17 protein-coding genes and 1 pseudogene are annotated in these 22,636 nt (G+C 65.2%); 11 read left to right on the top strand and 7 right to left on the bottom strand.

Annotation, left to right across the window (positions count from 1 at the left end; genetic code table 11):
• The first annotated feature begins 147 nt into the window (after positions 1-147).
• From O1A05_RS01690 to O1A05_RS01680, 3 genes are all read left to right on the top strand, one after another.
• Positions 148-1,212 carry an alcohol dehydrogenase gene (locus O1A05_RS01690; RefSeq protein WP_270106372.1) on the top strand — a complete coding sequence of 355 codons (1,065 nt, stop codon included), beginning with the start codon at positions 148-150 and terminating at the stop codon, positions 1,210-1,212.
• Positions 1,133-2,734 (top strand): NAD-dependent succinate-semialdehyde dehydrogenase, encoded by a 1,602-nt coding sequence (locus tag O1A05_RS01685; RefSeq protein WP_333481997.1) that lies wholly within the window; start codon positions 1,133-1,135, stop codon positions 2,732-2,734. Before O1A05_RS01690 ends, O1A05_RS01685 begins: the two co-directional genes overlap by 80 nt.
• 71 nt (positions 2,735-2,805) lie before the next feature.
• Positions 2,806-3,507 (top strand): SDR family NAD(P)-dependent oxidoreductase, encoded by a 702-nt coding sequence (locus tag O1A05_RS01680; RefSeq protein WP_270106371.1) that lies wholly within the window; start codon positions 2,806-2,808, stop codon positions 3,505-3,507.
• 669 nt (positions 3,508-4,176) lie between these two features.
• Here O1A05_RS01680 and O1A05_RS01675 read toward each other — a convergent pair.
• Together O1A05_RS01675 and O1A05_RS01670 are read right to left on the bottom strand one after the other, a co-directional pair.
• Positions 4,177-4,524 (bottom strand): annotated as a pseudogene (locus O1A05_RS01675) (transposase family protein); the annotation flags it as partial.
• A gap of 372 nt (positions 4,525-4,896) precedes the next feature.
• On the bottom strand, positions 4,897-6,780 hold the full coding sequence (locus O1A05_RS01670; RefSeq protein WP_270106370.1) for an ABC transporter ATP-binding protein: 1,884 nt from the start codon (positions 6,778-6,780) through the stop codon (positions 4,897-4,899).
• 80 nt (positions 6,781-6,860) lie between these two features.
• On the opposite strand from O1A05_RS01670, the gene O1A05_RS01665 reads away from it, so the two are divergent.
• A complete protein-coding gene (locus tag O1A05_RS01665; RefSeq protein WP_270106369.1) occupies positions 6,861-7,454 on the top strand; it encodes a MarR family winged helix-turn-helix transcriptional regulator in 594 nt (197 codons plus the stop codon).
• On the opposite strand, the gene O1A05_RS01660 is transcribed toward O1A05_RS01665, so the two are convergent.
• Positions 7,355-8,890 (bottom strand): MDR family MFS transporter, encoded by a 1,536-nt coding sequence (locus O1A05_RS01660; protein ID WP_270106368.1) that lies wholly within the window; start codon positions 8,888-8,890, stop codon positions 7,355-7,357. The genes O1A05_RS01665 and O1A05_RS01660 overlap by 100 nt on opposite strands.
• Positions 8,891-9,109: 219 nt before the next feature.
• On the opposite strand from O1A05_RS01660, the gene O1A05_RS01655 reads away from it, so the two are divergent.
• A complete protein-coding gene (locus O1A05_RS01655; protein ID WP_270106367.1) occupies positions 9,110-11,131 on the top strand; it encodes a BCCT family transporter in 2,022 nt (673 codons plus the stop codon).
• 357 nt (positions 11,132-11,488) lie between these two features.
• On the opposite strand, the gene O1A05_RS01650 is transcribed toward O1A05_RS01655, so the two are convergent.
• Complete coding sequence (locus O1A05_RS01650) at positions 11,489-12,874, bottom strand: MFS transporter (RefSeq protein ID WP_270106366.1); 1,386 nt, start codon at positions 12,872-12,874, stop codon at positions 11,489-11,491.
• A gap of 125 nt (positions 12,875-12,999) precedes the next feature.
• Here O1A05_RS01650 and O1A05_RS01645 point away from each other — a divergent pair, with 125 nt between their 5' ends.
• The 3 genes from O1A05_RS01645 to O1A05_RS01635 all read left to right on the top strand — a co-directional run bounded on the left by O1A05_RS01645 (position 13,000) and on the right by O1A05_RS01635 (position 16,314).
• The gene (locus O1A05_RS01645) at positions 13,000-14,094 is read left to right on the top strand and encodes a Fic family protein (RefSeq protein WP_270106365.1); all 1,095 of its coding nucleotides are present in this window, start codon (positions 13,000-13,002) and stop codon (positions 14,092-14,094) included.
• A gap of 136 nt (positions 14,095-14,230) precedes the next feature.
• Positions 14,231-15,316, top strand: coding sequence for an isocitrate/isopropylmalate dehydrogenase family protein (locus O1A05_RS01640; protein WP_270106364.1), 1,086 nt, complete (start codon positions 14,231-14,233; stop codon positions 15,314-15,316).
• Complete coding sequence (locus tag O1A05_RS01635; RefSeq protein WP_270106363.1) at positions 15,313-16,314, top strand: NAD(P)-dependent oxidoreductase; 1,002 nt, start codon at positions 15,313-15,315, stop codon at positions 16,312-16,314. The genes O1A05_RS01640 and O1A05_RS01635 overlap by 4 nt, the downstream gene beginning before the upstream one ends.
• Before the next feature lie 2 nt (positions 16,315-16,316).
• On the opposite strand, the gene O1A05_RS01630 is transcribed toward O1A05_RS01635, so the two are convergent.
• On the bottom strand, positions 16,317-17,009 hold the full coding sequence (locus O1A05_RS01630; RefSeq protein ID WP_270106362.1) for a GntR family transcriptional regulator: 693 nt from the start codon (positions 17,007-17,009) through the stop codon (positions 16,317-16,319).
• 135 nt (positions 17,010-17,144) lie between these two features.
• Here O1A05_RS01630 and O1A05_RS01625 point away from each other — a divergent pair, with 135 nt between their 5' ends.
• From O1A05_RS01625 to O1A05_RS01615, 3 genes are read left to right on the top strand one after another with little or no spacing between them, the layout of a single operon-like run.
• A complete protein-coding gene (locus O1A05_RS01625; RefSeq protein WP_270106361.1) occupies positions 17,145-18,350 on the top strand; it encodes a thiamine pyrophosphate-dependent dehydrogenase E1 component subunit alpha in 1,206 nt (401 codons plus the stop codon).
• Positions 18,347-19,369, top strand: coding sequence for an alpha-ketoacid dehydrogenase subunit beta (locus tag O1A05_RS01620; RefSeq protein WP_270106360.1), 1,023 nt, complete (start codon positions 18,347-18,349; stop codon positions 19,367-19,369). Before O1A05_RS01625 ends, O1A05_RS01620 begins: the two co-directional genes overlap by 4 nt.
• A 44-nt stretch (positions 19,370-19,413) precedes the next feature.
• Positions 19,414-20,775: a dihydrolipoamide acetyltransferase family protein gene (locus O1A05_RS01615; RefSeq protein ID WP_270106359.1), complete on the top strand. Its 1,362-nt coding sequence runs from the start codon at positions 19,414-19,416 to the stop codon at positions 20,773-20,775.
• A 5-nt stretch (positions 20,776-20,780) separates the two neighbouring features.
• On the opposite strand, the gene O1A05_RS01610 is transcribed toward O1A05_RS01615, so the two are convergent.
• A complete protein-coding gene (locus O1A05_RS01610) occupies positions 20,781-21,773 on the bottom strand; it encodes an electron transfer flavoprotein subunit alpha/FixB family protein (RefSeq protein WP_270106358.1) in 993 nt (330 codons plus the stop codon).
• A gap of 37 nt (positions 21,774-21,810) precedes the next feature.
• The gene (locus O1A05_RS01605) at positions 21,811-22,635 is read right to left on the bottom strand and encodes an electron transfer flavoprotein subunit beta/FixA family protein (protein ID WP_270107474.1); all 825 of its coding nucleotides are present in this window, start codon (positions 22,633-22,635) and stop codon (positions 21,811-21,813) included.
• Position 22,636: the final 1 nt, after the last annotated feature.

Here is a 22,636-nt window from a genome sequence, read left to right as displayed (position 1 = left end):
TCGTCGCATCGCCCTACAGCGCACCGAAGCAATAGCCGAGTCCCTGTTGCCGTCGTGGTCAGCCACGTTGGCAACGGGGATCCGACTACACCGACAGGCACCGAGGAACCTCACCACGATGCCTGGTTGACAGATCAGAGGAAAGCGATGAAAGCCTACGCTGTTGAGGAGATCTCGAGTCCGGTCTCCGAGATCGAAATCGAGACACCCGCCCCAGTGGGACACCAAGTACTGCTGAGAGTGACACACTCAGGCGTCTGCCATACAGACACACACGTACAGGCGGGAGGATACGACCTCGGATCCCGAGGTTTCATGTCCATGGCCGACCGTGGACTGACTCTTCCGGCGGTGATGGGACACGAAACGGTGGGCGAGGTCATCGCGGTTGGCGATGCCGCCGACGACAGTCTGAAAGGGAAATCCAGGCTGGTCTTCCCTTGGATCGGCTGTGGAGAATGTGGCCGATGTCTGGCAGATCGAGAGAACTATTGTGACAAGAGTCAGGCGCTCGGAATCTTCCGCCCCGGCGGATTTGCCGAGGAGATTCTCGTTCCGCACGAGAAGTACCTTGTCGACATCACCGGTCTTGATCCCGCATGGGCAGCGACCCTCGGCTGCTCCGGAGTCACCTCGTACTCGGCCGCACGAAAAGCTCGGGAGCATGTTTCTCCTGACGAGACCATCGCTGTTATCGGCGCTGGTGGGGTTGGCATGATGGCGATCGCAATGCTCAGTGCGCTTGGTCATCGGAAGATCGCAGCTGTCGATGTCAGCGGAGAGAACCTCCGCGCCGCGCAAACGCTCGGTGCCACTTCAGTTGTGAACACCTCTGATGGAGGAGGGCCGGCAAAACTCAAAGAAGAGGCCGGCGGCCCGGTGGGTGCGGTCATCGACTTCGTCAACACCGGCGAAACGGTGACGCTGGGATATGACTCCCTAGCCAAGGGCGGCGTCTGCGTCCTCGTCGGCCTGTTCGGCGGAGAGTTCGTCATGCCGACCGCCGTCACGGCGCTCAAAGCCATCACCATTCGGGGCAACTACGTGGGCAATCTCAGAGAACTGAATGAAGTCGTCGAATTGGCGAAGAGCAGTGATCTGCCGAAGATTCCGATCACCCCGAGGCTACTGAGTGCTGAAGGTGTCAACTCCGGTCTCGACGACATTCGAACAGGAAGAGTACGCGGGCGAATCGTTCTCAGCCCGAACTGATCGTGCGCTGCACGTCGACGAGTTCAACCACCGTGTGCCGAATTGGTCGTCAACTGTTTCAGGTCGCAACGCACGTGGCTCTCATCACACTTTGGGTGTGGTCTCAATCAAGAAAATGGCACTGACCAGGAAGGGTATCAAAGTGGCTGTGTACAGCACCATCAATCCATCGACAGGGCAAACGCTCGCCGTCTTCGATGAGATCTCGGATACTGCGCTACAAGAGGTCATCGCGTCGAGCGCAACGGCCTTCCGATCATGGCGCGCCGTGCCGACGGAAGAACGGCGGTCGATCCTCGCCAGCGTGGCGCAGAAATATCGAGACAATGCGAGTGAGTTAGCCGAGATCCTCACTCTCGAAATGGGCAAACCCATCATCCAGGCTCGCGGCGAGGTGGAGCTGTCTGCTCAGATCTATCAGTACTACGCCGACAATCTGGATGTGTTCCTCGCGGACGAGCAGCTGGAGATATCCGGACCAGGGACCGCGGTGGTACGTACCGAGCCCATCGGTCCGCTGATCGGAATCATGCCATGGAATTTTCCTTACTATCAGGTTGCACGCTTCGCCGCTCCCAACATTGCCTTGGGCAATACGATCATCGTCAAGCACGCCCGCAATTGTCCGCAGGCCGCGAAGAAGATCGAGGAGACGTTGACGTCGGCCGGCGTTCCCGCAGGCGTGTACATCAATGCATTCATCTCATCGGCACAGGTCGCCGAGACCATCGCCGATCCCCGAATTCAGGGCGTCTCTCTGACTGGATCCGAGCGGGCTGGAGCCGCAGTCGCCGAAGTCGCAGGCCGCAATCTCAAGAAGTGCGTGCTCGAGCTCGGTGGCTCGGACCCGCTCATCGTCTTTGACGACGCGGATCTTGATGCCGCCGCTCGGGCGGCTGCGGCGAATCGCCTCTTCAACGCCGGGCAAGCGTGCACCGCTACAAAACGGATCATCGTGCACACAGCCGTCTACGACTCGTTCATATCCAAGCTCACCGAGCATATGTCCACGTTCGAACCTTCCGACCCGACGAAGCCGGAAACGTCGATGGGACCGCTGTCTTCTAAACAGGCGGCCGCTGAGATCGACGAATTGGTCGGAGCGGCTGTATCTGCTGGTGCGCAAGTTGTATTGGAAGGCGGTGCCGTCGAGGGGAGCGGGGCCTACTACCGGCCCACGCTGCTCGCCGAGGTCGACCCGACGATGGATGTCTACAGTTCAGAACTCTTCGGGCCAGTCGGGGTCATCCACCGGTTTGAGACCGACGACCAGGCAGTCGACTTAGCAAATGACTCCCCCTACGGTCTCGCTGCCAGTGTTTACACCGAAGACTCAGACCGAGCGAATCGTGTTGCCGATGATCTGGAGACCGGAATGGTCTGGATTAATGGCACGTCAAAGAGCTCTCCGGATCTGCCGTTCGGCGGCATCAAGAGGTCCGGTTTCGGCCGAGAGCTCGCGCACTACGGCTTCAACGAATTCGCCAATAAGAAACTGGTCCGCAATCCGCGTGGCCAGTAAGAGAAGGGAGGCGAACCATGAGCAGAAGAGTCGAGGGCAAAGTCGCCATCGTCACCGGTGGTGCGCTGGGAATGGGGCGTACACACGCGCAACTGCTTGCAGAACATGGGGCAACCGTCATCGTCACCGATGTCAATGATACGGAGGGCCTGGAAACCGCTCACCTCATCGAAGAAGCTGGCGGCAAGGCATCTTTCGTCCACCACGATGTTTCCGATTCTGCAGGTTGGGACGCTGTCGTCAAACACGCCGTGGACTCCCACGGACGAGTGGACGTCCTGGTCAACAATGCCGGAATCTTGGCATTCAAATCACTCCAGGATACGACGGAAGCGGAATGGGAACAGATCATCAACGTCAATGCGAAGGGAACATTTCTCGGTTGCAAGGCTGTCCGGCCCGCCATGCAGAAGTCGTCGGCACCGTCGATCGTCAACATCTCGTCGATGTATGGCATCATCGGCGCCCCGAATGCAGCGGCCTATGAAGCGTCCAAAGGCGCTGTCCGTTCGCTGACAAAAGCAGCGGCAGTCGACTTCGCTGAGTCAGGAATCCGGGTGAATTCTGTCCACCCTGGCGTCATCGACACCGCCATGACCAGGGACATTCTCTCTGACCCCGAAGGAGCGAAAGCTCTTCTCGGAACAACCATTCTCGACCGTGCCGCGCAGCCAGAGGAAGTCTCAAACTGCGTCCTCTTCCTCGCCTCGGACGAATCATCGTTCATGAACGGTGCCGAAATGGTGGTTGACGGCGGGTACATCGCGCAATAGTTTCTCGCGCAACTGTACCGCGACCTCGATTGCGCCGGTTGGCGACTTCGACTTCGATTCGTTCAGCGACGGGTCCGGATGACAGTCGGCGACCGGCGCAGCAGAGTCCCTCATCCTGCCCAGACGCGATCGTCCAGATGGAGCATCCCGCGGTCGGACCCCCTTCACCGGCACCCGTGGAAAACTCATCACGTGTGACCCACACAAGACCACCGGAAAAATTCTGTCCGAATCCGAACTTTTCGGTAGATTGACGATCCCGGGCCGTAACTTCAACCATCTAATGCTGAGTCTCGTACATGAATATGCCGTTAACGATAGAACGACGGCATGTCAGCTGTAGCAGCCCCGTTGACTCCGACCGACATCGATCGAGAAGCCCGTGAAGCCATCAGCAAGTCATCGACGACCGCGCACCGGGAAGTCGTTCGAGCCAGACTCTTCCCCGCCCCCACCGACGGCGTGGGTATCCGAGCAGTCGCCCGCGACCACGGAGCGTCCGCGATGACTGCGCGCGACTGCGCAGTACCTGACAGATCGGTTCGATTCCCCACCGGTGCTTATTCACGTTGATGAAGGCGGCGATTAACTCTGTAGGCGATCGAACTCCGCCGTGCCGAAAAGCGCGGTCGCTGAACGGAAGACGTCGTTGGACTTCCGCAGCTCCCCACGCCAGGAGATCCGCATCAGTTCAGTGACTGTAGTCTTCGAGCACGTGGTCCCCAGCCGGGCCGCCTGATCATCGAAAGCTCTGCTGTGCCCTGCCCCATGAGCAGCCCAGGGAACGACGGCGACAAGCACTCCATGGTTCTTACAGCGGATTCTGGGCGCCGCGGCTTCGAGAAAGACCATGGTGGTGCCAAGATCCAGTGAACGCCATCGGCGCCGACCACCACCACCCACGGCATAGCCAGTAGACCGGCGGCGGCAGAGCGGGCACCTTCTCACTTCACCGGTGCCGGGGCGTACATGTGCTCTCAAGATCTGGTTGTCATAGTCGAAAGCGATGTTCTCCATCACGGTCTTCTCGACGCTGAGAAGCCGTGTCCAAAAGCTGATCCTAGGCGCGTCGTTCCTGTCTGGAGTTTTGACGTTTGGTCGCTAAAAATTCACCTAGGGAGCGACGTGCCGCCCCCATCGTGACGCTCAGACATCCACCCATGCGTCAGGAGAGCCCACATTCGGAACGTTGGGAGCTGACGACCACTGCTGGGCGCAATGGCTGGATGGAACCAACGCCGGAGCGGTTATCAAACATTCAGAGCCGATGAATCCGGCCGACCCGGATGTGATCGAAGCCGTTAAACACACCGGTTGTTTCGTGCCCTGAGGGCGAGAATTGCGCGAAAAAGAGGTAGTGCCTCAGCTCATCCGATGGGGCCATGTTCATCAGGAAACCAGTTCAGGTTCGGTGGTGTTCTCGCTCGCGTTCCCCGTGCTGTGTGCGGCCAGGGCAGCGAAGGCGCCGTCACGCTGCAGCAGCGTGGCGGGGGCACCCGACTCGATGATCCGACCGTGATCGAGCACCACCACGCGGTCCGCCGTCATTACCGTGTCCAGGCGGTGGGCGATCATTAGGGTGGTGCGATGCTCCGCGAGCCGGTCGAGGGCTGCCTGCACGTGGGCTTCCGTGGTGTTGTCCAGGGCGGAGGTGGCCTCATCGAGCACCAGGATCGGCGGGTTGCGCAGAATGGTGCGGGCAATCGCCAGGCGCTGTTGCTCGCCGCCGGAGAACCGGTAGCCGCGGGCACCGACCAGGGTGTCGAGCCCTTCGGGCAGGGCGCGGATCGTCTCGGTCAGCGCGGCATGCTCCAGTGCCTCCCACACCTGCGCGTCGGTGGCGCCGGGTCGGGCCAGCAGCAGGTTCTCCCGCACGGACGCGTGGATCAGGTAGGTCTCCTGCGAGACCACTCCCACCAGCTGGGCCAGGGTATCAGGGTCCAGGTCACTCACGGAGACGCCGTCGATGGTGACAGAACCGGACTGCGGTTCGTAGAGGCGGGGCAGCAAGGCGGCCAGGGTCGATTTACCCGACCCCGTGGCTCCGACGACGGCGATCGTTTGCCCGGCGGGCAGCGCCAGGTCGATGCCGTTCAGTACCGGTGCGGGGTGCTCGGCGGAGCCGTCCGTCTCTTCGGTGTCGTAGGCGAAGGTGACCCCGCGGAACGCGACGTCGCCGCGCAGGGTTTCGGCGTCGAGCTGCACGGGGTGTTCCGGGGGCGTGAGTTCGGGGATCAGGTCGAGGTACTCGAAGATCCGGGAGAAGAACGCCATGGCGGACACCCACTGCACACCGATATTCAACAGCCCCATGATCGGGCGGAACACTTGGGCCTGCAAGGCGGTGAACGCCACCACGGTGCCGATGGTCATGCCCGCCGAGGTGACCGGCAGCCCGGCGGCCACGTAAATCACCGCGGGAATGGCGGCGAACACGATGGACATGGTGGCCATCCGCCAGCGACCGGCCAGCTGGCTGCGCACCTCCAGGCCGATCAGCTTCTGCGAGGTCTCGGTGAAGCGGGCGGCGTCGCGGTCCGTGGTGCCCAGGGTCTTGGCCAGTCGCGCACCGGAGACGCTGAGTCTCTCCTCCACCTGGGTATGCAGTGAGGCGAGTGATTTCTGGCGCTCGTCGGTGATGGATCGGCGCAGCAGCGCCACCTGACGGGAGAGTAGTACCGCCGGTGGCAGCACCACCAGGGAAATCAGGGTGAGGGTGGGGGAGAGTGCGAACATGGCCACAAAAGTTGCGATCGCGGTGGTCAGGTTCGTGGCCACCCCGGTCGCCGTCGTCGTCACCACCGACTGCATGCCGGCGATGTCGTTCATCAGCCGGGACTGCACCTCGCCGGAGCGGGTGCGGGTGAAGAAGCTCAGCGACTGGGCCTGCAGGTGGGTGAAGAGTTTCGAGCGCAGCGTGTGCATGACGCGCTGGCCCATCTGCGTGGACATCCAGGTCTGGACGACGCCCACCACAGCGGTGATCGCGGCGACGGCGATCATCGCGCCGGCCAGCCACAGCAGCAGCGGGACATCTTGGTTGGGCAGGGCATCGTCGATCACACCGCGCAGCAGGAAGGGCTGGGCGATGGTGACCACCGAAGACACGGTGATCAACGCGACGACGACGGCGATGGTGCCCTTGTGTGGGGCGAAGAGTGCGGCGATGCGCTTCAGCGAGACGGGATGTGCCTTCAGCTGCTTGCGATCGTCGGGATTGATTTTGGCGGGGCCGCGGGTGGGGCCGCCTGCCGGGGGTTGATGGAGTGACATAGATACCCCTTTCTCGACGTACATTACTGAGGTTACCTCATTAAGAGGCAATGCCGCAAAATTCCGGATAGACTGGGGGCATGCCAGACACCGCCCAGACACCTGAGTTGACGGACCAGCTGCACGCGATCAATCACCGCCTGCGCCGCCGGTGGACCGCCGAGTTGGCCCCCTATGAGCTGAGTCCGCACCAGTACCGCGCGCTGGCGGCGCTGGTACGTTCCGGTCGCCATGCGGTGGACGTGATGGACGCAGACGCTGCGGGGGGCGCACCCGGGGTGGATCACCCAGAGGGGATGCGTCTGAATGAGGTGGCGGAGCGGTTGCGTATTGCACCGCGCTCGGCGACCGAGGTGGTGGACCTGTTGGAGGCCAAGGGGTTGGCGCGGCGCGGTCCCGATCCGCGCGATCGACGGGCCACCCGAGTCACTGCCACGGAAGCCGGGTATGAGCTCTACTCAGCGGTGCGGGGGCAGAGACAGCAACAGGCGGAAGAGTTCTTCGCGGTGCTCGATGAAGCCGAGCGCGCGGAGCTCTCACGCCTGCTGTCCGTGGTGTTGGACGCGAATCCGCGTCAGGAGCGGTGTCCCTCCGCCGGGGAGTCAACCTCGACGGCGGATTCTGCCCCGTCTTCCGCCGCGGTCAGGTCGTCCGCCTCGGCGGCCGGAGCCTGAGTCTGCACTCCATTGCGCAGGAAGAACACGCCCACGATGGTGACCAGCGAGATCAGTGCGCCGATCACCAGCGCGTTGTGCACTCCGGTCATCTGAGCGGTGACGGCGTCTTGGCCAGCGCCGGCGCCCACCATGGTGGCCACCGTCATGACCGTGATGAACAGGGCGGTGCCGGCACCGGCGGCCACCTGCTGCAGCGTCGACATCAGAGCCGAGCCGTGCGGGTAGAGACGCGGCGGCAGTGAGCCCAGCGCAGTGGTCATCAGCGGGGAGAACAGCAGGGCCAGCCCGGTGGTCAGCACCGAGTGTGCGCCCACGATCATCCACAGCTGCGTATTCTCGGTGAACAGGGTCATTAGCCACAGTCCGCCGGAGGCCAAGAGTGCGCCGGGGATCACGAGGGGGCGGGCGCCAATACGGTCGAAGGCGCGTCCCACGAACCAGCCGAGCACGCCCATGAGCAGCCCGCCCGGCAGCAGTGCCAGACCCGACTCCAGGGTGGAGTGGCCCAGCACCTGCTGCATATAGATCGGCAGCAGGATGATGGTGCCGAACAGCGACATCATCGAGATCAGCATCAGCAGCAGCGCCATGGTGAAGGTGCCCACCGAGAACACCCGCAGATCCAGCAGCGCGAAGTCCTTCAGCGAGAGCTGGCGCAGGGTGAACACCAGCAACGCCACGGCACCGATCACCACCGGGATCCAGGGGGCGACCACCGCGTGACCCGTGGCCGCCTCGCCAATGGAGGACAGCCCGTAGATCAGACCGGAGAAGCCCACTGCGGAAAGCACCACGGACAGCAGATCCAGCGGCACCTGCTTCGTGTCGGTGACGTTGCGGATCATCATTCCGCCCAACACCAGCGCCAGCACGGCGATGGGCAGCACGAGCAGGAACATCCAGCGCCAGGTCAGGGCATCCAGCACCACACCGCCGACCGTCGGGCCGATGGCCGGAGCGACGGCGATAACGATCGAGATGACACCCATGGTGCGACCCCGTCGACTCGCGGGCACCACATTGAGCACCGTGGTCATCAGCAACGGCATCATGATGGCGGTACCAATCGCCTGCACCACGCGCCCGGCCACCAGCATCTCGAAAGCGCCAGCGGCGGCCGCGATGGCGGTGCCGGCCGTGAAGGTCGACATCGCGATGATGAATACGGTGCGCAGGTTCATCCGGGTCAGTAGCCAACCCGTGATCGGGATGACGACGGCCATCGTCAGCATGAACGCCGTGGTCAACCACTGCGCGGTCGCAGCGGGCACGTCGAATTCATTCATCAGGTCGGGCAGCGCCACCGACATGATCGTCTCGTTGAGGATGACGACGAAGGCCGCAGCCACCAGCAGCGAGATCAGCCGGCTGACGCCCGCCGGCAGGGCGGACGCCTCGGCCTGAACCGAGCGGGATTCGGCGGAAGAAGACACAGTGCACCTCAAGAGACGAGAAGTATGGGAGGGGAACTGAAAAACCTTACGCCTATCACTCGCTATGTGCAAGTCGAGTCTGACAGGGAAGGGGTTACAGAATGGGAAGAATGACAGGTCGCTTTGATGCTGTTTGAATGATTACGTAGTGTTGAATTCTTGTGGCAACGATTCGTTGGCTGAAGCGCGAATGCGATATCGACCGAAAAGAAGAGAAGTATGAGCACATCTGAGTACGAATCCAAGGACCCTGTCGAGTCCCCACCGGGCGACAGCGAGTCAACAGAAAACCCCGGTGGGACAGAATCTTCCGGCGTCGAAGACACGAGCGCCGTCGCGACCGACACCCTGGTAGCAGAGCTGCCGGAACACCTGCATATCGAAGAAGACGACACCGACGAGCAGATCACCGAGAAGCTGCGCCGTCAGGGCGTGAAGCTGGGCAAGGGCAACATCACCCCGCGAGTGTTCTGGCCCGCCATGATCAGCGTGCTGGCGATCGCCCTGGCCGGAATGTTCCTGCCCGAAGCCACCGACAACGTCCTGCAGGGAATCCAGGGCTGGATCGTCGAGCACCTGGGCTGGTACTACGTGCTGGCCATCGCCTTCTTCATCGGGTTCTCGCTGTTCATCTGTTTCTCCAAATACGGCAAGATCCGCCTGGGACGAGACGACGACCGCCCGGAATTCAGCGTGCTGACCTGGTTCTGCATGCTCTTCGCTGCCGGCATGGGCATCGGCCTCGTCTTCTATGGTGTCGGCGAACCGCTGACCTACGCCACCATTGACCCGAAGCCGGGCTGGGAAGGCGACGAAGCGGATCTGGCCAAGCTGGCGATGGCTCAGACCTTCGTTCACTGGGGCCTGCACCCCTGGGCGATCTACGCCGTCATTGGTCTCGCGGTGGCCTACACGATCCACCGTCGTGGACGTCCAGTGTCTATCCGCTGGGTCTTCGAGCCGCTGCTCGGCGACAAGGTCAAGGGCTGGGCCGGCGACGTCATCGACGTATTGGCGATCTTCGGCACCATCTTCGGTGTGGCCACCTCACTGGGGCTGGGCGTGCAGCAGATCGGCTCCGGTTTGACCTCGATCGGCATCGTCGACGAAGCCGACAACCTGCTGCTGGTGATCCTCATCGTCGTCATCACCTTCGTCGCCACCGTTTCGGTGGTCTCGGGCGTGGGACGAGGCATGAAGTGGCTGTCCAACATCAACCTCTCGATGGCCGGCATTCTGCTGATCTCCGTGCTGATGCTGGGTCCGACGCTGTTCCTGTTCCAGAACCTCATCGAGTCGCTGGGCGCCTACCTGGCGAACTTCATGGACATGACCTTCGACGTCGCCGCCTACACCGGCGAGGAAGGCAACACCTGGGCCTCGTCGTGGACGCTGTTCTACTGGGGCTGGTGGATCTCGTGGGCCCCCTTCGTCGGTATCTTCATTGCCCGCATCTCCCGCGGGCGCACCGTGCGGGAATTCATCACCGGTGTGCTGCTGGTGCCCTCCATCGTCGGCTTCATCTGGTTCGCCGTGCTGGGTGGTACCGGTATTCATCGCCAGCTCTACGGGGACGGCGACCTGGTGCCCGAGGACCCGGCAGACTTCGCCGCAGACATGTCGCTCTTCGATGTTTTGGGTGGACTGCCACTGGGGACGATCTTCTCGTTCCTGGCGATCATCCTGGTGGCGATCTTCTTCATCACCTCCTCGGACTCCGGTTCCCTGGTGATCGACATGCTCGCCTCAGGTGGTCATCCGAACCCGCCGACCTGGTCGCGCATTCTCTTTGCCGCGTTGGAAGGCGCGCTGGCGATCGGCCTGATGCTGGCCGGTGGTCTGGAAGCATTGCAGGCGGCATCGCTGGCCACAGCGCTACCTTTCAGCGTCATCTTGTTGCTGATGTGTTGGGCAACATTGCGCAATCTGCGCGCGGATCAGGATCGCCGCGAGGAACAGGTGTTGCAGGACCGGTACAAGAAGCTGAGCCGTATGCTGAAGAAGGACTTCGGTGTGCACTTCGGTCCGCAGGTCGACGAGCGTATCGACTATCGACTGACCCGTAGCCGCGGCGCTTTCGACCGCAAGCCGGGGCAGCCCAAACCGGAGAAACCGAAACGCGACGAGCATCCGGTGCGCAGCGTCTGGCGCCGCGCCCAGGATGGTTGGAAGCCGAAGACCGACGGTCAGTCCGGTCAGACGGATCCCGGCAAGGACCAGAACCCCGAGGGGCGAGCCTGACGGAAGAATCCGGTCCCCACACGAAAGCGGGGCACCACAGTTCATCACTGTGGCGCCCCGCTTCTCTAGGTCAGGGCCGCGATCCTCTAGCGGGTGCGTCGGGCCAAGATGAGTGCGCCGAGTCCGAGACTCAGGGTCACCGTCAGTGTCGCCATCCGGGATTGGCGCGTGGGAACACACTGATCCTGTAGCGCAGTATTGGCCTCTTCTTGGATGCTTTCGATGCGCTCAGGGGTGTACGCGGGGTTCTCGTTGTTCTCGAGATCCAGGCTCGGCCAGGTCGTCTCGATCCAGGAATCTCTGGCCTCCAGATTCGACTCGTTCTGGGGGAAGTCGGGCGAAATATCGGAGGTTCGATCACTCTCCTGTCAGGGTCAGTTTTCGTCCGGCGGTTTCCGGTGCGAAGCAGAACATGAGGACCACCGCCACCAGCACCAGGCCTCCGGCCACAGCGAACGACGTCGTCAGTCCGAGCGCCGGAACCATCCAGGTGACGAACAGTAGCGGGCCCACACCCGCGGAAATGCGGGAGACCGCGGACGCCCAGCCGAACCCGGAGCCGCGCAGCTCGGTGGGGTAGAGCTCCGAGGCGTAGGCGTAGAGCACCGGGATGGCCACCTGCACTACGAACCCGTAGACCAGCACCAGCGGGAGCACGGCGGAGGGCACGTGCAGGAACGCGGCCAGCGCGGTGATCAGCGCGGAGGAGACGACGGCGGAGACACCCAACAGCCAGCGGCGCCCCGTCTTCTCCACCAGCCAGGCGGCCAGGATGACCCCGAGCAGGCCAATGGCAGCCATGCCGCCGGTGGTGAGGAACGCTTGAGTCCGTTCGAAGCCGGCGTCGATCATGAAGGTCGGCAGCCACTGTAGGCCCAGGTAGTAGACGAACATGATGGTGAGGAACAGGCACCAGATGGCCAGGGTGGTGCGCCAGGAATAGCGCCACAGCCGGATCAGCTGATCGGCTAGGGCGAGCACGGTCATCCTCGGCGCTTCGGGGACCGGGGGCAACACGTACTCACGCGGCTCGGCGCCGGTCTGGCGGACGAGCTGGTCGATGACTTTGCGGGCTTCGGCGTCGCGCCCCTGACGCAGGAGGAACAGGGGAGACTCGGGCACCCAGAGGCGGACGAAGAACACCAGCAGTGCGGGCAGAATCATGGCCAGCAGCGGCAGACGCCAGTCGCCCCAGGTGGCCACCAGCCAGGCCGAGACGAATCCGCACAGAGCGGCGCCGATGGGCCACCACCCGTCCATGGCGGTGAGCACGGTGCCGCGCTGTTTGCGCGGGGTGAACTCGCCGACCAGGGCATAGTCGACGGGGATGCACCCGCCGAGACCGAAGCCGGCGAGGAACCGGAAGATGGCAAACCAGACGATGTCGCCGGTGAACACCCCGGCCAGGGTGAAGATGGAGAATACCAACAGGGTGATGGCGAAGGCCGAGCGGCGGCCGATGCGGTCGGCCACGGTACCCCAGAAGAACGCGCCCACGGCCATGCCGATGAGGTTGGCGGTGCCGATCCAGGCTGCTTGCCCGGCGGTGAGTGCCCACTCCTCGCGCAGCAGCGGGATCAGCACGCCGTTGAGGGAGACGTCCCAAGCGTCGAACATGAAGCCGAGTCCGCCGATGAGGAAGATCCGTCCCTGGGCGCGCCACCGCCAGGGCAGGGACTGGACGATGTCCTCACCGGTGGGCAGGCTGGTGCGTGCGGCGGTGGGGGTGTTGATGGAAGACATGGGCCCGAGTGTAGGCCGGGTGCCGGGGGCTGGCGCACCCCGGACGCGAAGTAAAACCCGGCTGGGGCGGCTAAAGTGTTTTTGAGGGGTTTTCGAGGTGAACGCACGGGGAACGAGGTGGTTGAATGCACGGCACATCGTCGTTCTCCGACCGGACGCGCGACCGGCTGGAGCGTACCGCCGTCGCCGTGGCGCGCGCCGATGAGCGTATCGGGGACCGGGGGAGGGAGCTGGAGGGGCTCGTGGCCGCTGGTGAGGGCGGCTGGTCCACCTGGGTGGATGGGGTCTGGGTGCGACCGCAGAACGTGATGGTGGCGGAAGTGTTCTCCCGCAGCGCCGCCGGCATCAACGCAGAGGTGCTGACCTCGATCCGGGTGATGCAGGCAACCCGAGACGCGGCCGAGTCGCTGGGGGATCCGAGTCGTCGGATCGAGGTGTCCGATCTGGTGTCGCTGCACGACCGGATTGAACCGGGGGCGCCCGGGCTGCGCCACGAGCCCAGCTGGTTGGTGCGCTCCGGGCAGGTCGGCGACGGCGTGGCGGTGGCACCGGCCCCCGCCGACCGGCTGCCCGGACTGATGGATGAGGTGGCCCGTTACATGTCGGGCACTGAGGGCAGTGGGTTAGTGCGATGCGCGATCAGCTACGCCCAGTTGGACTCGCTGCACCCGTTTGAATCGGGCAACGGCCGCACCGCGAGAGTCGTGTTGCACGCGCTGCTGCGCCGCACCGGGGTGCTGCGCTGGACCCTGCTTCCGGTGAGCACCGGATTCGCCCGCCCTCTGGCGGATTTCGAGCGCGGCATGCACCGGTTCCGCCGCGGCCCGGAGGGCATGGAGGACTGGTTGGAGAGTTTCTGCGCGGCTCTGGAACACAGTGCGCGGGTGGCGCTCGAGCTCGACGCTGCGGTGGAGGAACTGCGGGGAACGCTTATCGAGCGCTTGCTGGCCTCGCGGGCGGAGGACGGGCGCTCGCCGGTGGCGCCGCGGGCCGATTCGGTGCTGCTGGAGATGCTGCGGCGTCTGCCGGCCGATCCGGTGGTGACGGTGGAATCGGTGCGCGAGCACCACGGGATCTCGACGACGGCGGCCCAGCGGGCCCTCGCGGAGCTAGAGCGGGCGCGGATTCTGACCCGGGCGCGGATTCCGGGGGGACGGCAGGTCTGCTGGATTGCCGAGGAGTACCTGGTGCTGGTCACGCTGCGCGGGGTCTATCACTGATCCAGGTTTGCCACGGGGTGGGAAGCTGCGCCGATTCGCTGGTGATCTGGATCTCATTCCCTCTACAGTCTTCCCACTGGAAAGAACATGCTTCCCATGCTCTGGGAATCATGCGGTGACTGACGAAGGAGCGACGATGCGTGACTATGCGATTGCGGCGATCCCCGGAGACGGGATCGGGCCCGAGGTGGTGGAGGCCGCGCGCGCGGTGCTCGAGGAGTGCCAGCGGCGCTACGGATTCACCCTGAACTACACCGACTACGATTTCTCCGCCGAGCTGTACCGGCGCACCGGGCGCAAGGTGACCGAGGCGGATATGGACGAGATCGGCGCCCACGACGCGGTGCTCTTCGGAGCCATGGGGCTGCCCGAGGTGCGCGGGCCGGAAGGGCTCGAGCTCGGCGCCCAGGTGGAGATGCGCGCCTACTTCCCTCTGTTCGCCAGCCTGCGCCCGGTGCGGCTCTTCGACGGCGTCGACGGCCCGTTGAAGACCGACCACGTGGACATGCTGGTGATCCGCGAGACCTCCGAGGGCATGTTCGCCGGGCTGGCCGACCACCACGAGCCCAGCGACGAGGAAGCCAGCGACCGGATGACCATCACCCGCGCCGGGGCTCGCCGGCTGATCGAGGTCGCCTTCGACCAGGCGCGCACCCGGCGTCGTCGCGGCACTCCCGGTCACGTCACCCTGCTGCACAAGTCCAACGCCCTGCGCAGCAATGTGCTGTTGGAGAAGGTGTTTGACGAGGTGGCGGCGGAGCATCCGGATCTGGGTAGCGCGAAACACTACATCGACGCCGGTGCCATGTATATGGTGCTCGATCCGGGCCGCTACGACGTCGTCGTCACCGAGAACATCTTCGGCGATATCGTCTCCGAGGTGGCCGCCGGGCTGGTGGGCGGGCTGGGCGTGGCGCCCTCGGCCGACGTCAGCCTGGACCGCGGGGTGTTCCAGCCCTCGCACGGCAGCGCGCCCGATATCGCGGGGCAGGGGGTGGCCAATCCGACCGCTATGATCCTCTCGGCGGCGATGATGCTGGATTGGCTGGGCGGACGGCACGACGACGAGCGCTGCCTGCGGGCCGCCGAGGGCATCCAGCGCGCGGTGGAGGCCACCCTGGCCGCCGGTGTGCGCGGCCCGGATCTGGGCGGCACCGCCGGCACCGCCGAGGTGGCCGAGGCGATCCGCGCGTCCCTGCCACAGGTGGAGGTGCGCGCGTGAGTGTCAAGGTCCTCTACCTCAACCCGCTGCAGGACTATGTGGACGGGATGCTGGCCGCCGCCCCAGACGGGTATGAGGTGACCGTGCTGCCGCTGGCCACCGACCCGGACGGGGTCGCCGAACTGTGCCGGGCTGCTGCTGATGCCGACGTCATCCTCTCCGGGGTCGAGGTGCCCGAGGAGGTGTTCCGGGCGGCGGAGCGGGTCCGGTTCATCCAGTATCTGAGCTCCGGCTACGGTCAGTTGCCCCTGTCGGTGCTCAACGAGCTGGGCGTGCCGGTGGCGCAGATGAAAACCCACTCGATCTCGGTGGCCGAGCACGCGGTGACCCTGATGCTGAGCCTGCTGCGGCGTATCCCGGCCAGCACGCAGCTATTGCGCGAGGGCGCCTGGCGCGAGGACCTGGACGAGACCTCCTACGCCGAGCTCTACGGCAAGACGGTGGGTATTGTCGGGTTCGGCAATATCGGTCGCTGGGTGGCGAAGATTGTGGCCCACGGTTTCGGGGCGAACGTGGTGTTCTATGACGGCGCCGAGATCCCGCTGACTGTGTCCGAGCTGATCCCCGCCGAGCGGGTCGGGCTGAATGAGCTGATGTCGATCTCCGACGTCGTGTGTGTGGCCCTGCCGCTGAACGAGGGCACCGAGAAGCTGGTGGGTGGGGCCGAGCTGGCGCGGATGAAGCCCGGCGGCCTGCTGGTGAACGTGGGCCGTGGCGAGACCGTGGATGAGCAGGCACTGATCCAGATGCTTCGGGCTGGAAGGATCGCCGGTGCCGGGCTGGACGTCTACGCCGCCGAGCCACTGGACCTGAACAGCGAGCTGCTGGAGCTGGACAGGGTGATCTGCACCCCGCACATGGCCGGGGTGGGCTGGGAGAACGTGCAGCGGCGCATCGACACGGTGTGGAGCAATGTCACCACCGCGCTCGACGGCGGCATTCCCTCCGGGGTGATCACCCAGACGCGGCGGGCGCCCGGAGTCGCCGCGGCGCGGTAAGGTCACCGCAGGGAGCTCAGCCCCTGGAACTTCTGCACCAGGGACTCCCGCGAGTGCTGATCCATGCGGTGCACTGCCTGTTCGGCGTCGCCGTCGAGAATCGCTTGCAGAATGCCGCCGTGGCCGATGATCTCGTCGGGCTGCTGGATGGCGGCGTCGAGCCAGGGCAGCATGTTGCGGATGCGGTACAGCTCCTCAAGTAGATCGCGGAGCACCTTCTCGGCGCGGGAGTTGCGGGCCATTTCAGCGATCTTGAGATGGAAAGCGACCGCCGTTTGAAACGCCATTTCGGGGTCGGCTTCCTCTTTCTGCCGGTCCAGCAGTTCGGCGAGCTGAGCTTTCTGTGCCGGGGTGCCGCGCTCGGCGGCCTGGCCGGCCAGGGGTGGCTCGATCATCTGCCGCAGCGCAAACAATTCGGTGACATCCTCCAGGCGCAGTGAGCGCACCAGGTAGCCGCGCCGGGGGATGATCGTCACCCAGCCTTCGTGGGCGAGCAGCCGCAGCGCGTCGCGCACCGGGGTCTTCGACACCCCGAACTCCTCGGCCAGATCCTGTTCCAGCACCACCGAATCGGGGGCGAGGTGGACCGTGAGGATCTGTTCCTTCAGTGCCAAATACACCCGGTCGGTGGCGCTGAGGTTGCGCTCGGCGCCACGGCGGGCGGGGGCCGCGCGGTCGATCCCTGAGGTGGTCATGACTGGTTCTCCCTGTGGTTGCCCGGCGCATCGGCGCGCCTGTGTCGATCCTAGGGGTCTTGTCTCGACGGTTCGAAAAATGTAATGTAGATCACATCATACCGGAGATATATCACCACTATGGTGAGGGGCGACATGACTCTGCATGCACAGCAACACGACGGCATCAGCGACGAGCTGCGTGAGGCGATCATTGGCCACGACGGCGACGACCTGCGGACCTCGGACCAGGGCACGACGTTCGTCCAGCTGCTCGACGAGCAGGGGCACAGACATACCGGCGGGGTGTTCGGGCGAATCGCTGACGCGCTCAGCCACGCCGAGTTGCGCGAGATGTACCGCGACCTGGTGTTGCTGCGCCGGTTCGACCAGGAAGCCACTGCCCTGCAGCGCCATGGCGAGCTGGCCTTGTGGGCGCCCTGCCTCGGCCAGGAGGCCGCGCAGGTGGGCCTCGGGCGGGGGCTGCGCTCCCAGGATTTCGCCTACACCTCCTACCGCGAGCACGGGGTGGCCCTGCAGCGCGGGCTCGCCCCGCGGGACCTGCTGCGGATCTTCCGCGGGGTCAGCCACGGCGGCTGGGACCCGCACGCACACAACCTCAGTGCCTACGAGATCATGATCGGCGCCCAGACGTTGCACGCCGCCGGCTACGCGATGGGCGTGAAATTGGAGGGGGCTGCGGGTACCGGGGACGTGGACTCCGACGTCGCCGTCGTCACGTGTTTTGGTGATGGTGCGACCTCGGAGGGGGATGTGGCCGAGGCGCTCACTTTTGCCGCCTCGTTCCAGGCGCCGGTGCTGTTCTTCTGCCAGAACAACCAGTGGGCGATCTCGGTGCCCAAGCAGGTTCAAACACCGTCGCCGATCTACCGCCGCGGCGAGGGATACGGCATTCCCGGCATCCGCGTGGACGGCAACGATCTGCTCGCCAGCTACGCGGTGTCCCGATTCGCGCTGGACCGGGTGCGTTCCGGGGCCGGACCGCTGTTCGTGGAGGCCTACACGTACCGGATGGGCGCGCACACCACCGCTGATGATCCGACCCGCTATCGCTCGGCCGAGGAGGTCGAGCGTTGGAAGCGGGCCGATCCGCTGGAGCGGGTGCGCCGCCACCTGCTGGAGATCGGCGCGGCGGACGAGGATTTCTTTACTGTGCTCGACGCCGAAGCCGAGCAGTGGGGCGCCGGGGTGCGCGAGGCCTGCCTGAGCCTGGAGACCCCCGGACTGGATGCCCTTTTCGACCACATCTACGCCGACTCGCACGCGCTGGTGGAGCAGGAGCGCGCCGAGTTCCGCGCCTATGAGAATAGCTTCGGTGAGACCGTGGAGGAGGGAGCATGACCACCGCCACCGCGGACACGACCGCTGAAGCGAGCGTGTCCGCCACGACCTTGACGCTGGCCGCCGGGATCAACCGGGGGCTGCGCCAGGCGATGGCCGACAACGAGAAGGTGCTCATTCTCGGTGAGGACGTGGCCGAGCTCGGCGGGGTGTTCCGCATTACCGACGGGCTGCACGAGGAGTTCGGCGGGCAGCGGGTGATGAACACGCCGCTGGCCGAATCCGGCATCATCGGCACCGCGGTGGGGTTGTGCGCCCGCGGATTCCGGCCGGTGGTGGAGATGCAGTTCGATGCGTTCTCTTATACCGCGTACGACCAGATCGTGAACCAGGTGGCCAAACAGCACTACCGCACGGGCGGGCACCTGCGGATCCCGATGGTGATCCGGATTCCGTTCGGCGGGGGCATCGGTTCGCCCGAGCACCACTCGGAATCACCCGAGGCGGCGTTCGCCCAGCACGCCGGGCTGCGAGTGATGGCCCCCTCGGACGCGCACAGCGCGTACTGGGGGATTCAGGAAGCGATCACCCGCGACGACCCGGTGATCTTCCTGGAGCCCAAGCGCCGGTACTGGATGAAGGGCGAGGTGGATCTGGACCCGGCCGCGGCTCCGACGGGGGACCGCGCAGTGATCGCCCGGCCCGGCACCGACGTCACGCTGGTCACCTATGGACCGCTGGTGCACACTGCGCTGGAGGCCGCTGAGACCGCAGCCGAAGAGGGCACCTCGGTGGAGGTGGTAGACCTTCGCAGCGTCTCGCCGCTGGATCTGGGTCCGGTGGTCGATTCCGTGCAGCGCACCGGCCGCGTCGTCGTCGCCCATGAGGCCCCCGTGTTCTTGGGGCTCGGCGGGGAGCTGGCCGCACGGATCCAGGAGCAGGCGTTCTACCACTTGCACGCGCCGGTGCTGCGCGTGGGTGCTCCGCACGGACCGTATCCGCCGGCCCGGTTGGAGCACCACTACATTCCGGACGCCGACCGGATGCTCGACGGCATCGACCGGGTTCTCGACTGCTGACAACGGCCCGAAGCTAACAACGACGGAAAGAAGCCCATCGCGCTATGACCACCACCGTATTCCGCCTCCCCGATGTGGGAGAGGGTCTCACCGAAGCCGACATTCTCGCCTGGACCGTGCATCCGGGTGATGAGATCGGCGTGAACGACATCATTGTGGAGATCGAGACCGCTAAATCGGTGGTGGAGCTGCCCAGCCCGACGGCGGGGCGGGTGCAGCAACTACTGGTGGAGGCCGGGCAGACGGTCACGGTCGGCACCCCCATCATCGAATTCCGCACGGATGGTGGGGCGGATGAACCCGCGCCGGAGTCAGCAGCGCAGACGGCATCTGATTCGGAGGCGCAGCCCGGACCCGAGTCCGAGTCTGAATCCAGTGGCGCGACTCTGGTCGGCTACGGCACCCGGGCCTCGACGTCGCGCCGGGCTCGCCGTCGTGCTCAGCGCGGGGCCGATGCTCCACCTGCACCCGCTCCGGTCACTGAGACGACAGCGGAGGCAGCGCCGGAATCTCCTGCGGCTACCGGTCTCGCCCTGGCGAAGCCGCCGGTGCGCAAACTCGCCAAGGACCACGGAGTGGACCTGATGCTGGTACCTCCGACCGGGCCGGTCGGCAACGTCACCCGCGAAGACGTGCTCGCCTACCTGGAGGCCAGCTCCGCACGTGACTCTGCCGGTCAGGGTGCAACTACAGCGGTCGGAGCATCGCCGCTGGGCGAGACCCGCCAGATCCCGGTGAAGGGCGTGCGCAAGGCCACCGCCCATGCCATGGTTGCCTCTGCTTTCACGGCGCCGCACGTCACCGAGTTCCTTGACGTCGACGTCACCGCCACGGTGGAGCTGATCCGGGTGTGGAAGTCCCAGGGCGTGTTCCCCGAGGGCGTGAAGGTCTCACCGCTGACCCTGCTCTCGCGCGCGGTGTGCTGGGCGGTCGGACGCACCCCGGAGATCAACGCCAGCTGGGGCGAGGAATTCATTACCGTGCACGGCCACGTGAACCTTGGCATCGCCGTGAACACCGACCGTGGGCTGCTTGTGCCGAACATCAAGAACGCCCACGCGCTGACCGTGACCGAACTGGCCCGAGAACTCACCGAGCTCTCCGAGACCGCGCGGGCGGGCAAGGCCACCCCTGAATGCCAGCGCGGCGGGACCATCACGATCACCAATGTGGGGGTGTTCGGGGTGGATGCGGGCACTCCGATTATCAATCCCGGCGAATCGGCGATCGTGGCGATGGGCCAGATCAAGCGCCGCCCCTGGGTGGTCGACGACGAGCTGGCCGTGCGCGATGTCGCGACCCTGTCGGTCTCGGCTGATCACCGGGTGGTGGACGGTGTCGCGATCTCCCAATTCCTCGCCGACCTGGGCGGCGCCCTCGAAGACCCGCGCGCCTTGTTACTGTGAGCGGTTCACTCACGTGTCATTTCGCTCCTTTTAAGCAGTTCAGGCACCACGGAGGTCACGTTGCCGACGATGCCGAGGTCGGCGATCTCGAAAATCGGGGCGTCCGGGTCCTTATTGATGGCGACGATAGTCTGGGCGGTCTGCATTCCGGCCCGGTGCTGCAGTGCACCCGAGATGCCCAGAGCCACGTACAGCTGCGGCGAGACAGTGGCACCCGTCTGGCCCACCTGTGCGGCGTGTTCCGTCCAGCCGGCATCAACCGCGGCACGGGACGCGCCCACCGCGGCGCCGAGGGCATCGGCCAGTTGCTCGACGAGGCTGAAGTCCCCGTTCAGCCCCCGGCCACCGGCCACCACGGCGGCGGCTTCGGTCAGGGCCGGGCGTCCCGTGGACTCTACCGGAGACCGCTCGATCACGGTGACCCGTGGGCCGGAGACCGGTACCTCCACCGGCTGTGGTTTCGGGGTGGTTCCGGCAGGCAGCCCGGTCTCGGGCACGGGGACGACGTTGGGTTTCACGGTGATGCACACGGTTGACTCAGCGGCGCATCGGGTGGTGTAGGCACCGGCCAGCACCGACTTCTGTACGCTGATCCCGGCCTCGGCGGCGTCCACTCCGACCGCGTGCGTGATCAGCCCGGCCTCCAGGCGCACAGCAACGCGGGCCAGCGCATCGGAGACCTCGCCCGCATCGGAGGCGAGCAACACAGTGGCCCCGGTCTGGCGCGCTGCGTGCTCGATCAGGTCGGCGAGCTGCTCAGCCGGCACCGCTGCGCCGTCGGCGTTGCTGTCAGTATCCGCGCAGAATACGGATCCCAGGTGTAGGCCATCCAGGGCGTTGCGGGTGGTCTCCGTGTCGGTCGCAGCGAGGACGTGCACCGATTCCGGGGATCCGGCCACGGTGTGGACCAGCGCGAGTAGTTGTTGATCGGTGGAGCGCAACGGGGCGCCGATCCGATCCAGGACGACGAGGACGGTGGGTGCAGAATTCGGTGACATCGCGGGTGCTCCTGCTCGGTGAGAGGTATCAGTCGGGTCAGATCAGTCGGCGGGCGGAGAGAAACTCGACCAGCTCGGTGACGGCGGCGCCGTCGCCCTCATCGGTGAGAATCCGCCCGGCTTCTCGCGGCGGACGAGGTGCGGCCTCAAGCACCTGCACGCGGTTGGTGAGTTCGGCCGCGTCGAGGCCGATGTCGGTGAGCGACCAGGTCTCGGAGGGTTTCTTCTTCGCCGCCATGATCGCCTTGAAACTGGGGTAGCGCGGGGTGTTCGCCTGGTCGGTCACGGTGACGACGGCGGGCAGGGGAGCACTGACCCGCTGGGTCTCGGTCTCGGTGTGGCGAACCGCGGTGAGGGTGGCGGAAGCAGGGTCCAGTGATACCTCGGTGGTGCGTGTGACGAGTGCCCAGCCCAAGCGCTCGGCCAACTGGGCGGGCACCGCTGCGGTCTCGCCGTCGGTGGAAGCCATGCCGGTGAGCACCAGCTGTTGCATCGATTCCTCGGTCGTGGACGTCAGGGTCTCGACGACGTGGCGCAGGGCCAGCGAGGTGGCAGCGACGTCGGCTCCGGTCAGGGCAGAATCGCTGAGGTGCACGGCGTCGTCGGCGCCCATCTGCAGGGCTTTCTTCACCGCCGCGGCGGCGCCGGCGGGCCCCATGGTGAGCGCGGTGATGCGCACGGTGGGCGCGGAGTCGGCGGCGTCAGGGGACGTGAGGGCTTCGCGCAGCTGCAGGGCGGTCTCCAGGGGGTATTCGTCCAGCTCGGAGAGAATGCCCTCACCGCGGTCCATGTGGTGGGAGTCGGTGAGGTGGCGGGCCTGCTGGGCGTCCGGGGCCCACTTCACCAACACGATCAGGTGCAGG

Origin of the sequence: Citricoccus sp. NR2, from assembly GCF_027594385.1 — a bacterium.
Classification (GTDB): domain Bacteria; phylum Actinomycetota; class Actinomycetes; order Actinomycetales; family Micrococcaceae; genus CmP2.
The sequence above is the reverse complement of the archived record's forward strand: the minus strand, read 5'-3'. Positions and strand labels throughout refer to the sequence as shown.